Annotated in this window: 14 protein-coding genes; 7 read left to right on the forward strand and 7 right to left on the reverse strand. The window is 45.3% G+C overall.

Annotation, left to right across the window (positions count from 1 at the left end):
- Positions 1-3: 3 nt before the first annotated feature.
- A complete protein-coding gene (locus tag SULKU_RS12480) occupies positions 4-549 on the reverse strand; it encodes a cytochrome b/b6 domain-containing protein (protein ID WP_013461333.1) in 546 nt (181 codons plus the stop codon).
- Between the two features lie 157 nt (positions 550-706).
- On the opposite strand from SULKU_RS12480, the gene SULKU_RS12485 reads away from it, so the two are divergent.
- The 4 genes from SULKU_RS12485 to mobA all read left to right on the forward strand — a co-directional run bounded on the left by SULKU_RS12485 (position 707) and on the right by mobA (position 4334).
- Positions 707-1975: a 3-isopropylmalate dehydratase large subunit gene (locus SULKU_RS12485; RefSeq protein ID WP_013461334.1), complete on the forward strand. Its 1269-nt coding sequence runs from the start codon at positions 707-709 to the stop codon at positions 1973-1975.
- Between the two features lie 71 nt (positions 1976-2046).
- Entirely contained in the window at positions 2047-2508 is a 462-nt protein-coding gene (locus SULKU_RS12490) for a DUF2780 domain-containing protein (RefSeq protein ID WP_013461335.1), read from the forward strand.
- Positions 2509-2603: 95 nt separating this feature from the next.
- Complete coding sequence (locus SULKU_RS12495; protein ID WP_041667187.1) at positions 2604-3719, forward strand: metallophosphoesterase; 1116 nt, start codon at positions 2604-2606, stop codon at positions 3717-3719.
- A gap of 39 nt (positions 3720-3758) precedes the next feature.
- Positions 3759-4334: a molybdenum cofactor guanylyltransferase MobA gene (gene mobA, locus SULKU_RS12500; protein WP_041667188.1), complete on the forward strand. Its 576-nt coding sequence runs from the start codon at positions 3759-3761 to the stop codon at positions 4332-4334.
- On the opposite strand, the gene SULKU_RS12505 is transcribed toward mobA, so the two are convergent.
- Entirely contained in the window at positions 4276-5157 is an 882-nt protein-coding gene (locus tag SULKU_RS12505) for a hypothetical protein (protein ID WP_013461338.1), read from the reverse strand. The two genes, mobA and SULKU_RS12505, sit on opposite strands and share 59 nt — an antisense overlap.
- Positions 5158-5343: 186 nt before the next feature.
- Here SULKU_RS12505 and moaC point away from each other — a divergent pair, with 186 nt between their 5' ends.
- Genes moaC through SULKU_RS12520 form a run of 3 tightly spaced genes read left to right on the forward strand, consistent with a single transcriptional unit; the run spans position 5344 to position 7123 of the window.
- Entirely contained in the window at positions 5344-5829 is a 486-nt protein-coding gene (gene moaC, locus SULKU_RS12510) for a cyclic pyranopterin monophosphate synthase MoaC (protein WP_013461339.1), read from the forward strand.
- On the forward strand, positions 5798-6064 hold the full coding sequence (locus SULKU_RS12515) for an HP0495 family protein (protein WP_245535149.1): 267 nt from the start codon (positions 5798-5800) through the stop codon (positions 6062-6064). Before moaC ends, SULKU_RS12515 begins: the two co-directional genes overlap by 32 nt.
- Before the next feature lie 9 nt (positions 6065-6073).
- Positions 6074-7123 carry a DUF6781 family protein gene (locus SULKU_RS12520; protein ID WP_013461341.1) on the forward strand — a complete coding sequence of 350 codons (1050 nt, stop codon included), beginning with the start codon at positions 6074-6076 and terminating at the stop codon, positions 7121-7123.
- Positions 7124-7132: 9 nt separating this feature from the next.
- Here the strand turns inward: SULKU_RS12520 and SULKU_RS12525 are convergent, their stop codons facing one another.
- The 5 genes from SULKU_RS12525 to SULKU_RS12545 all read right to left on the reverse strand — a co-directional run bounded on the left by SULKU_RS12525 (position 7133) and on the right by SULKU_RS12545 (position 11585).
- Positions 7133-8218, reverse strand: a complete 1086-nt coding sequence (locus SULKU_RS12525; protein WP_013461342.1) for a 4Fe-4S binding protein — start codon at positions 8216-8218, stop codon at positions 7133-7135.
- Positions 8211-8780 (reverse strand): TorD/DmsD family molecular chaperone, encoded by a 570-nt coding sequence (locus tag SULKU_RS12530; protein ID WP_013461343.1) that lies wholly within the window; start codon positions 8778-8780, stop codon positions 8211-8213. Before SULKU_RS12530 ends, SULKU_RS12525 begins: the two co-directional genes overlap by 8 nt.
- A gap of 101 nt (positions 8781-8881) precedes the next feature.
- Positions 8882-9286, reverse strand: coding sequence for a hypothetical protein (locus SULKU_RS12535; protein WP_013461344.1), 405 nt, complete (start codon positions 9284-9286; stop codon positions 8882-8884).
- On the reverse strand, positions 9286-10488 hold the full coding sequence (locus SULKU_RS12540; RefSeq protein WP_013461345.1) for an ethylbenzene dehydrogenase-related protein: 1203 nt from the start codon (positions 10486-10488) through the stop codon (positions 9286-9288). The genes SULKU_RS12535 and SULKU_RS12540 overlap by 1 nt, the downstream gene beginning before the upstream one ends.
- Positions 10488-11585 (reverse strand): 4Fe-4S dicluster domain-containing protein, encoded by a 1098-nt coding sequence (locus SULKU_RS12545; RefSeq protein ID WP_013461346.1) that lies wholly within the window; start codon positions 11583-11585, stop codon positions 10488-10490. Before SULKU_RS12545 ends, SULKU_RS12540 begins: the two co-directional genes overlap by 1 nt.
- Between the last annotated feature and the right edge of the window lie 6 nt (positions 11586-11591).

The raw sequence follows: 11591 nt of genomic DNA on the forward strand, positions 1-11591 counted from the left end.
AAACTATTTACCATTGATCATCCGCGATACCAAACCGCTTTGGTCGCTTTTTTCCGCCAGTACGACACCGACAATGTGCACAGCAATAAAAGCAAAAAGAGCCCATCCCACATATTGATGCACCGTTTCGATACTCTCCTTCGCATCTCCTGCCAGTTTAAGATACAAAGCCAAACCGCTGATCGACATTACGGCCAAAAGCACATAAACCGCTTTATAGAGACGGTATACTTTTTGCATTGCCGCATTATCATCAAATCCGAATCCGTTTTTGAAAACCATTGCCAACCGAGCTACCAATAAAACTGCGACCGCAATCCCTAAATAGATATGCCAATCCCACATCGGAGAGCGTACGGCTTTACCGATCATTACCGCCTGTTCATCCGTGATTATTGTCCCCAACTCCGCCATTTTGGTTTGAACGATTGAGCCGATATTAGCCTTATGCATCACACTTTCGCGCAGTACAACGGTAATAAATAATCCAAACATCGCAATTGCGTTCAACCAATGCCATACTCTAAAGGATGGTGAAAAATGTCGCATGAAACTCCTTTTTTTTGATTATACTGATTTTACACGAAAATTAAAAAAGGTTCATTAACCGGATGTCAACATCACAATCGATTCGATATATCCAAAAATGCTAAGGCTCGATATGGTATAATCGCGCCATTATTTAGCCCCTTTTGAAGGTATTATTATGGGTCAGACCATCACAGAAAAAATATTCTCCGAGCATGTCGGACATCCCGTTTATGCGGGTGAAATCGTCCGTTCGCCGATCGACATGGTTATCGGGAACGACATCACTACTCCGATTTCCATCAAAGCGTTCGAAGATTCGGGTGCAACCAAACTTGCCAATCCGGAAGGGTTCTCGATCGTTCTAGATCACTTTATCCCTGCCAAAGATATCGCATCGGCGAACCAGGCCCGCATCAGCCGTGATTTCGCTAAAAAACATGCAATGAAACACTTTTTTGACGAAAAAGACATGGGGATCGAACACGCATTGCTCCCCGAAAAAGGGCTTGTCGTCCCGGGCGACGTCATCATCGGTGCCGATTCGCATACCTGTACACACGGTGCATTAGGTGCATTCTCGACGGGGATGGGTTCGACTGACCTCGCATTCGCAATGATCACCGGGGGGAACTGGTTCAAAGTTCCCGAGTCGATCAAAGTCGTCCTCAGCGGCAAACCCGGAACCTATACGACGGGAAAAGATATCATCCTCGAAGTGATCCGCATGATCGGGGTTGACGGAGCATTGTACCGCACCCTTGAATTTGTCGGCAGCACAATCCAGTACCTCAGCATGGACGACCGTTTCAGTATGTGTAACATGGCGATCGAAGCGGGGGCAAAAAGCGGTATCGTAGCCTATGATGATATCACGGCCGAGTTCCTCGCTGACAAGCCGCTTGCCCGCGAACCGAAAATCCACTATTCAGACGACGATGCGACCTACGTTCAGGTGCTCGAAATCGATGTGGGCCGCCTTGAGCCGGTTATTGCCTATCCGTTCTTGCCGTCCAACGGCCACAGCCTAAGCCAAGCGGTAAGCGATAAAATCAAAGTCGACCAGGCCTTCATCGGCAGCTGTACCAACGGCCGCTTGAGCGACCTTAAAATCGCCGCTGAAATCCTCAAAGGCAAGCGTGTCCATCAGGATGTCCGTCTTATCGTCACTCCGGGTACGCAACGGATCGTCCGCGAAGCGACGAAACTCGGCTACATCGATATCATTATCGATGCGGGCGGCGTCGTCTCGAATCCGACCTGCGGAGCCTGCTTGGGCGGATACATGGGAATTCTAGGAGATAACGAAGTGGCTGTTGCGACAACCAACCGTAACTTTGTAGGACGTATGGGATCACGCAGTTCAAAAGTCTACCTTGCCAACTCTGCCGTAGCCGCCGCTTCGGCTATTACCGGATATATCACCGATCCTTCCACTATCCACTAACCTTTTCTCCCTCAGGGAGAAACACCCTCTCTTATTGCTATAATTTTTATACATATTTATCAGAGGTACACATGCGTTCACTTACTCTTGCAGCACTCTTGCTACTCTCAAGCAATGCCGGCGCTTTTGATTTCGGGTCGATGATGCAAAATGTCGCTCCGGTCGCGAATGCCGTAGCTCCGGTTGCGGATGAGAAACTGCTTTCCAATCCGTTAATCAAAAATCTTACAACTACACTGGGCGTCACTCCGACCCAAGCGATTGGCGGTACGGCCGCTATCCTCAATGATACAAAAGCAAAAATGAGCCCTGCCGATTTCATGGCTCTGACCAAACAAGTCCCCCAAGCGGGAACACTTCTTGCCGCAGCTCCTGCAGGGATGCTCAAACTAGGCGGTGTCGGATCGCAGTTCTCATTTTTAGGGATGGATCCGTCGATGGTGACCAAATTTTCGCCGCTAGTGCTCGAATACCTCCAAAGCGGTGCAACACCGGGTATGGATAAAATCCTCTCAGCCGCATTTGCCCAGTAATTTTCTCAATTTTTAATCTCCTCTTCGCTCGAAGAAGGAGATTTCCTTAGCCCTTCAAGCCTACACTATTGGCCATATTTCGTTACAATGGTTTCATGAGTACGATGATTTTATTTCCGTTAATCCTGACCATCCTGTTTGGTTTGATTCACTCCCTGACCTATACCCGTATTGTCAAACATTTGCATATCAAATCCTCAACCCGCCGATTTTTAAAATACCTCTTGATCGCCAATATGATCGCCGTCTTAGGGTATCTCGCAAGCCGCTATTTTCTCAGTATCCCGAAGTTTCTCTATTTCTTCCTTTCGCTCAGCATCGGAATCGGCTTTGTCCTGTTTATGGGAATTATTCTGTATGAGCTGCTTCATCTCCTGCAGCGGATCGCTCCGTTTAAAGAGGAGAAGCGGCTCTTTTTCAAACGCTCTACCGATTTGGGGTTTTTAGCCCTGGGCAGCGCTTTTGTGGGTGCCGGAATCGTTGAGGGGGCAAAAGAACCGATTGTCACTTATGTTGATATCCTGCAAAACCGATTCAACGGAAATCATTACACGATTGCCCAAATCAGCGATTTCCACATCGGCGGATTAATCGATAAAGAATTTGTCACCAAGAGTGTGGCGGCGATCAACCGACTCGATCCCGATTTGATAGTCATCACAGGCGATTTGTCCGATGCGCATGTTGATACGCTCAAAGAGGCGATCGATGAGCTGCAGCATCTTAAAAGCCGTTACGGAACCTACTATATCGTGGGGAACCATGAATATTTTCACTCTCTCGAAGATACCATCGCCTATGTGAAACAAATCGGCATCCATGTACTGGAAAACAGCTCGGTTAAAATCAACGATTTTTATATTGCCGGAGTCTATGACCTATTCGGGTACCGTGCCAAAACCCATATTCCCGATATTGATCAGGCGATGCGCGGCATTCCCCCCGATGCACCGACCCTTCTGCTGGCCCATCAGCCCAAGTATATTCAATACCTTCAAGATTACACCCCCTCGCTCATCCTTAGCGGACATACCCACGGCGGTCAGATTTGGCCTTTTGGCTATTTGGTCTCCCTGGCACAGCCCTATGTCAAAGGACTTCATTCATTAGGTGAAAACCGCCATATTTATGTCAACAGCGGTATCGGTTTTTGGGGGCCGCCGATGCGGCTCGGCTCGCACGCTGAAATCACTTGCATCACATGGTCGTGATACAATGCTATTTTATTTTAGGAGTTGATTTTGTTTGATATGCACTGTGTTATCTTTGCCGGAGGCAAAAGCTCACGGATGGGAGAAGATAAATCGCTTCTTCCGTTTGGCGGTTTTTCTACTCTCGCCGAGTTTCAATATACCCGCCTTTCCAAACTTTTTAAATACGTTTCCATCTCTACCAAAAACGCAGATAAATTTGATTTCCAAGCTGATTTCATCCTTGATCCCGAAGGGATAGATTATGCACCTACCGTAGGATTCGTAACTGCGTTTAAAACATTGAAAAATGAACGGCTTATGATTTTGAGCGTTGATACCCCATTTATCGATGAAACGATTTTTCAAGCATTGCTTGATGCCGACAATGAAAATTTAGATGCGGTGATAGCGAAAACAAAAGGGGGAAGCCATCCGTTGTGCGGTCTTTATCACCGAAGCCTGGCAAAAGAATTTGAAAGGATGTTGGACGAAAACGATCATCGTCTCGGTAAGCTGTTAGCCTCCTCTTCAACCGCTTATGTGAATTTTGAAGAAGAGGAGTTATTCGCTAATCTCAATCATCCTCATGAGTATCAAGAGGCACTTTCTCGCTTTTGCGTACCAAATAGATAAATACGCCGAAAACCAAAAGCAAAAAAGCGAGTGAAGCGATCAACGTCGAAGCATACGGAAGGTCTTTATAATTGTGAATCGAAATTTTAAAGACAACCAGCAACGCCTCGATCAATAAAGCGATAATGATTGAAACCGAAAAATTCATCAGCGTTTTCGCATTGAACGTATCACTGATATGCTGAGTCCGAGGCAATACCTCCTGCTCGAAAATCGTTTTTCCCAAATCATAGACCGCTAATCCCAACGTCAATGCAATGATCGGTTTAAACACCGCATCGATCGAAAGCGGTTCGCTGGCAAACAGATACCCCCCGAACGTATAGAAGCCGTAAACGACAACAAACACGCCGAAAAAGAGCAGTCCCCCGCCGATAATCGCATAGGATGAGCGGTTCATGTATTTAAACAGATTGTTTTTTTCGATCAAATCGAACCGTTCCAGCAATTTACGGACTCTGAAATCAAAAAACAGATATCCCTCTTCCACTGCATACACGACCGTTATACACAAATGTCCCGTTGCCGTCGAAATATAAGGCTCGCTGATGTAATACCCTTGCTGTAGCGCAATTTCATCGACGAGATAGGATCGATCGGCCCCGACATGATAATGTTCTTCTTTATTCAGATAAACATTCGGGGAAGTTTGGACAAATCCTTCATCCGTCTTATAAATAAGTTCCAAACTCGGAAACGTTTTATACAGGTTGGCTGAAAGGTGCATATTAAACGCTTTAGGGCTTGCTTTTGCCAACGTTGTTAAAATAAATTTTTGTATTAGCGGGGCATTGGCATTGTAGCTTCGTACTAAATTTTGCATGATGTTTTCCTCCCCTTTTTTTATAATTTTGTTACGAGCCCCTTGGACTTACCCGCTCTATAGCGGCCCCAAAGACTCATGGCAAAACTATAGCCCAATTTTTAGTCTTGATATGGTTATTTTTTGATCAATGCTCGATTAACTACTATGAGCTATAATAATAAAAAGAATTATGAAGAGTCACTAATGAATTTAACCCACCTAGATGAGCGCGATCGTCCGAAAATGGTCGATGTTTCCGATAAAAATACTACCTCGCGCGTTGCCGTTGCCAGCGGCTTGATAACGATGAGCCGTTCGGCATTTAATGCCGTCGTCAATCAAACCGCCAAAAAAGGGCCGGTACTCCAGACCGCCGTTATTGCCGCGATTATGGGGACAAAAAAAACATCGGACCTCATCCCGATGTGCCACCCTCTCAACCTCAGCGGTGTCCATTGCGATATCGAAGAGTACCCAGAACTGCCGGGCTTTAAGCTCATCGTCACGGCTAAACTCAGCGGTCAGACGGGAGTAGAGATGGAAGCGCTTACCGGTACGAGCATCGGCCTGCTCACCATTTATGACATGCTCAAAGCGATCGATAAAGGGATGGTCATCGGTCCGATTCAACTCGAAACCAAATCAGGAGGCAAAAGTGGTGATTATCAACGAAACGACTCAAAAGCTTGAGTTGGAATACCCTTGCAACTGGTGCTATAAAGTAGTTGCCCATGAACGGGCGGGCATAGAGATTGCGGCATTGGAAATATTTACCGAACGCCGATACACGCTCACCCCGTCCAATAGCAGCAAAAGCGGAAAATATATCAGCATGAACTTAGAACTATTGGTTCATAATGAAGACGAACGAACCTATTTCTATGAAACGCTAAAGGCTCATCCTCATATCAAAATGGTGTTATAAAGGATATTTATGAATTTAGAAACTCTAAAACGCGATATTAAAACGCGATATCGAAGTTATGCAGGACAGGATATCGATTCCAAAGTCGCATCGGTCGCTGATGCCCTTAACTCTGAGTGGTCGATGAGCACTCAAGGGCTCTCACTCCAAGAGCTTAAAACCCTTGCCAGCGCTATGCTCGAAGAGGAAGGACAGACTCTTCATGACGAGCTTGAAGATTTAATCGCCCAAAAAGAGCGTTTAGAGCGCCAAATCATACGCAAAGGCGAAGAGCTGCAGCATCTTAAATATTCTCTTTTTGACTCTCTTGAAAAGCATATCGGGAACTCGGATGAGATGCTTGAAAAACTCCATCAAGTCAAACTTCAATCGGTTGATCTTCTCGACATCCTTGAAGAAATTACGGAAAGTGCCATTATTACAACCCTTGAAAAAGGGTCCGATATCGAGGATACCCTGCATGAGATTATCAAAGATATTACCTTCGAAACACTCAATGCCAATGTTCTCAACGCCGTCCGTATCCGTCGCATCTTGGCCAGTATCCTGCAAAGTGCCATCAATGTCGCCGAAGCGACGCCCAATCAGTCAAATACAATTTTCCGCGGAACATTGCTGGGAATCCGCAGCGCACTGATCAAATCGATCGAAAAATTCCATCAGTATCTTCTCTACGTTCCCGAAGAGGTAAAAGCACTTTATCGTGACGAGTACAAAACGATCGAAACCGAACTAGACCGTATCGATACCCTCTTTACGCAGGTTCTCAATTCGCTAAAGAGCCACAACTCACACTCCATTGTCGAGAATCTTGAGCGGATCAGCAATGAGATCTACGCCCAATCCGATGAACTCACCAATCTCTCAAAAGAGACCGTTGAACTGCTTCGAAACCGCCTCTCTAAAATCAAACGCGGTGTTACAATGCAAGGAACAAAGCTATTGAACTCAAAATCGGCTCAAGAAGCCAAAGCGATGGGTGTACGCGCTTGGAGTGTCGCCAAATCGGCTATGGAAGGGGCGATAAAAGGGGCAAAAGACGCTATGGAGAAAAAATAACTTTCTCTCCTATAAATCTTTGGCCAAAGTGAACATAGTGCTAAACTGTTTTGTATAGCTCTCACACCGGTCGCAGATCGGCTCTCCCCCCTTATACGGGAATGGGCAGCGGCATTCATGACACATCACCATTTCATAATGGACTAGCTGCTCTGCTCTATCAAATGCGATACTCACCAAATCGAATCCCTCTTTGGCTTTAATCGCTTTTGGTTTGCATATATCTTCACAGATACCGCATCCGATACATTTTCCTTGACTAAAATATATTCCTTGTTTATCCGACGTTGGAAAGAGCGCATCGGTCGGACAAAACTGTGTACACTCACCGCAGTTTGTACAGGTTTGAAAATCGATTTGTTTGTTAAAAAAAAGGGGACTGTTTTCGCTAAACGCTGTCGTCTCCAGATTCCCGACAATCTCTTTGAGGGAATTTTTGAGCATTACCCGCTTTAGCGGCATTCTCATATCCGGGAGCTGATGGTGTGCCGTCGTCATAGCAACGTGTGCTTGCGATTCGTTGGCAACCGACTCTTTAATTTTTTCAAACCCTTTTCGAAAGAGGGCGCGCCGATCGGCTTGTTCCTCTTTTTCTTCTATGGTCTCGATGCGATGAGCGCTTTGGATTTTTTCCAAAAGATCATTCGCCGTATCGATTTTCGAACGGATCGATTGTTCTAATTTGCCGTTTTCATTCAGAATGCACCCCGCACAATGGCTCATATCACACGTTACGCTCTTATCGCCTCGAAGTGCCATAACCGTATAATGTTCTACGTCAAATACACCCAAACACGGCGTGGATACTTTACATGAAAGGGTCAACTCTTTTTGATATTGATACGACGCGGCAAATCCGTTGGGATCAAAGCTCTCTATCTCCAAAGCTTCAGTCGGACAACTTCCGATACATCCCGCGCACTCAACACACTCGTTCTCAAACAATGTGAGTTTATTCCGGATAATGTGAAAGGCACCTTTTGGACATAAATCGATACAAATACGGCAATCATTGTGAAAATACTCGTTTCTTAGACAGCGTGTTCCCGTAAAAGAGAAAAGATTGCTCTTTTGAATAAAGTTCATATTACCCATTGGCATTTCCTGCTGAGAGATACTCGTAATCGGCACTTAAAAATTCGATAATAAAATCGCACATATCTCTGTAAAACGGTGTCTCCGCCATACTTTTCATACCCATCATATACGGCACGACCCATGGAAATAGATGCTGATCCAAAAACTCCAACTGCGGCTTGAGTTCATTACGATAAATCAGTGTTTGCATAAACGCAAACTCAATTCCCAAATGATCCGGCGCCATAATGTCCGTTTGATCCATATTGACTTCAAAACCGTGGGTAAAATAAAAAGCCATTACCGGGTTTTGCAGCCCGACCAGCGTCTCGTTTTTAGCATCGAGGACAAACGATTCGACCGGTTGCGTATTGAGGATATACATGGATGAATAGTCGATATTCAGTGCCTCATAAAGCGCATCTTCATCGCTCTCTTTGACCCATTGATATGTCTCTTCACCGATAATCTCCAAAAGCGACTCATTGTTTTTGAGGTCATGGATAAAGCGACGGTCAGGTATATTGCTCATAACACGTGACAAAAAAGCATAGATATAAAGACGGTATTCGTTGTTCATCAAAAGTTCCTAAAAAAAGTAAGGGATTGTGTCATATGAGGGCTTTGAGACAGCAAAGTTTAGACAATTAAGAGTCTAACCCATGGGGTTAGACGGTGGTGTTATAAACACCCTTTGAAAAATGATTTTTTCGGCGGAGGAGGCGCTTTAAATTCTGTTGCCGCAATCGTATTGGTCTTCTCATCAAGAATACCGACGATGACAACGCCGTTTTTATTCATCCCCTCACCTAACTCAGAAACTTTAAGTTTCGAAGTATCGATATTGTACACTTTCCCGCTGTTGTGCTGGAAAAGAGCCAATTTCGGGTGGGTAGTTTCACCAGGCTGAATCTTTTTAAAACAACCGTCTGATCCACATGTATAGTTCTCCAAATAACAATCAGAGAATGCACCTTGCGCGGCACATCCTGGTGTTGTTAAGAGCCCTTCGAACTCTTGCCCTTCCGGTTCAGCTGCAAAAGCACTGAAAACGAGTGCAGCAGCAATCAAGATAATCTTTTTCATTATTCTACCTCCACTTTTAGGGTTTTGAGGTACGCTACGATATCATCAACCGTCCCTTTATCCAAGAAACTGTAATCGGTCATCGTAGAAACACGTTTCCCTTTTTCAATAGTATACCACGGTGTATTGGCATGCGCATTACGATTGTAACCTGGCACAACAACCGCAGACGGTTTTAAGATTGACTCCCGCAAATATGCAGCGGTTGAATAGCCGCCGATATTTACAAGCGATGGAGCCATAGTCCCGGCAGGAGCTGATTTATCTATTTGGTGACATCCGGCACATCCGTTTGTCTCAGCTGCCAGCTTACCTTTTACCGCATCTCCCTTAGATACTTCTGTCGCTTCAGCAACAACGGCATTGTTTGCTTTTGAGCCTTCAAGGTTGATCGCAACCCATGAAGAGAGAAGTTTCAATCCGTTACGTCCGTGCTTAGCACCGTCCCAAACTGCGATTGCAACCGGTAGTGTTCCTGATGCAGAGATATAATCATCTTTTAAAGGACGGACAAGCGTACCGGTCCAGCCTTTGTTTTCATACTTCATCGATGCGTTCGATTTAACCGATTTGTCTTTGATTTCCGTCAATGAACGGAACCCTTCACCCACGAATACACGCTCAAAATCGGTATTTGCCAAAGAAGCGACTTTTGCATCATACTCAGCCAATTCTTTACCGAAAACACCCGTTTGTTGACGGTTGATTTGGGTAGAAACATCTTTGTTTCCGTTTGGTTCATACACTTTTTCAGTCGCTTTTTGAAGATGAACGACTACCGGACGCCCCTCAGACCCCATACCGATATACGGAAGAGGCTGAGCTTTTTTAGTCGAACCGGCGAACTGAAGTGCAAATCCGTCACTGTAGGTATCGGTACATTTGATCCCTTGAACATTTTTGCTGCCGTCAGCCCATTTGACAAGAACAGCGATTTCGCTTCCGTTGTGAAGAGCCGCAACTTGGACTTTTTTCCCTTTGTTCGCTTTATTGGCTTCAATCGCCTCTTTGTCATTAAATTCGATAGCGGTTTGCGGATACAAATCAACCGTTGAAAACTTTGCTTTGCTCCAAAGGGCAGAATCTGCACTCACGGTATCGAGTTTATCACTCACTTTTACCGCTGTAAGGCTCAAATCACCCGCCAGTGCCGCAGAAGCGGCAACACCCAATGAAAGAATAGTTGTTAGAAGCTTTTTCATTAGTGGTGTCCTCCAGCTTTAGTAAACTTACCTGCGATATAACGTGTATCGACCGGAGCCAATGGGTTTCGTTTATTCTCTTTCGCTACTTGCTGATAGTAGTTGTTGTCCAAACGGAACATATCGGAGTGCTGATACGCGATCAATAGATCCATTAATTCACTCACCCCGGTTTCTTTACGTTTTTTCATCTCCGCTTTAAGCGTTTTGATAGAATCATGTACGGCCGGACCGAACAATTTTTCAAGCTCTTCAATCGGAAGACGGGTTGAACCTTCGATAATTTTCCCTTCTGCGTCAAATTTTGCAGGAGATTCGGTCGGAGGGATATAGTATACATTCGGCTGTGTTCCGTAATCTGAACGAAGACCGATGGCTACTTTATATTTGTGTACCAATTTGTATACTTGTGATTCTTCATCATCCAAGAAACCTACAAAGCGGATACGTCCGACACATTGTTGAGCACATGCCGGCGGTAAGCCCTGCTCGATACGTGGGAAACAAAGGATACATTTCTCTGATTTAGAGATTTTCGGATTGAAATAGATTTTTTTGTAAGGACATCCCGCGATACAATAGCGGTAACCTTGACAGCGATCCAAATCGACCAATACAACCCCGTCTTCTTCACGTTTGAAGATCGCATCCCGCGGACACGCACTCAAACATCCCGGATTTGTACAGTGGTTACAAATACGCGGCAAGTAGAAGAAATAGTTGTCTTGTGGGAATGCTCCGGCACCTTGGTCTTCATCCCAGTTCGGTCCCCATGTCGGAGAAACATGCGGATGAAAAGTATTGCTATCAGCCATACCGCCCATCAACGATTCATAGTTGTAATCCCAAGGTACCCCGTAATCGGCTTCGAGGTTAGGGATGACACCCGGCTGAAGGTCGCCTGCCGCGTCAAATCCGCCGCCAAGCTCCATCCAGTTTTTTGGATAGCCGGTACCCGGATAGGTCTCGACATTATTCCAATACATATATTCACGACCGTTACGGTTCGTCCATTGCGTTTTACATGCTACGGTACATGTTTGGCACCCGATACATTTGTTCAGGTCCATTACCATTGCTAATTGTCTTTTAGACATCTAAAC

The organism is Sulfuricurvum kujiense DSM 16994 (assembly GCF_000183725.1).
Classification (GTDB): Bacteria; Campylobacterota; Campylobacteria; order Campylobacterales; family Sulfurimonadaceae; genus Sulfuricurvum; species Sulfuricurvum kujiense.

Coding starts and splice junctions, on each gene's coding strand:
- SULKU_RS12480 (WP_013461333.1), bottom strand. CDS start 549: ATGCGACATTTTTCACCATCCTTTAGAGTATGGCATTGGTTGAACGCA.
- SULKU_RS12485 (WP_013461334.1), top strand. CDS start 707: ATGGGTCAGACCATCACAGAAAAAATATTCTCCGAGCATGTCGGACAT.
- SULKU_RS12490 (WP_013461335.1), top strand. CDS start 2,047: ATGCGTTCACTTACTCTTGCAGCACTCTTGCTACTCTCAAGCAATGCC.
- SULKU_RS12495 (WP_041667187.1), top strand. CDS start 2,604: ATGAGTACGATGATTTTATTTCCGTTAATCCTGACCATCCTGTTTGGT.
- mobA (WP_041667188.1), top strand. CDS start 3,759: ATGCACTGTGTTATCTTTGCCGGAGGCAAAAGCTCACGGATGGGAGAA.
- SULKU_RS12505 (WP_013461338.1), bottom strand. CDS start 5,157: ATGCAAAATTTAGTACGAAGCTACAATGCCAATGCCCCGCTAATACAA.
- moaC (WP_013461339.1), top strand. CDS start 5,344: ATGAATTTAACCCACCTAGATGAGCGCGATCGTCCGAAAATGGTCGAT.
- SULKU_RS12520 (WP_013461341.1), top strand. CDS start 6,074: ATGAATTTAGAAACTCTAAAACGCGATATTAAAACGCGATATCGAAGT.
- SULKU_RS12525 (WP_013461342.1), bottom strand. CDS start 8,218: ATGGGTAATATGAACTTTATTCAAAAGAGCAATCTTTTCTCTTTTACG.
- SULKU_RS12530 (WP_013461343.1), bottom strand. CDS start 8,780: ATGAACAACGAATACCGTCTTTATATCTATGCTTTTTTGTCACGTGTT.
- SULKU_RS12535 (WP_013461344.1), bottom strand. CDS start 9,286: ATGAAAAAGATTATCTTGATTGCTGCTGCACTCGTTTTCAGTGCTTTT.
- SULKU_RS12540 (WP_013461345.1), bottom strand. CDS start 10,488: ATGAAAAAGCTTCTAACAACTATTCTTTCATTGGGTGTTGCCGCTTCT.
- SULKU_RS12545 (WP_013461346.1), bottom strand. CDS start 11,585: ATGTCTAAAAGACAATTAGCAATGGTAATGGACCTGAACAAATGTATC.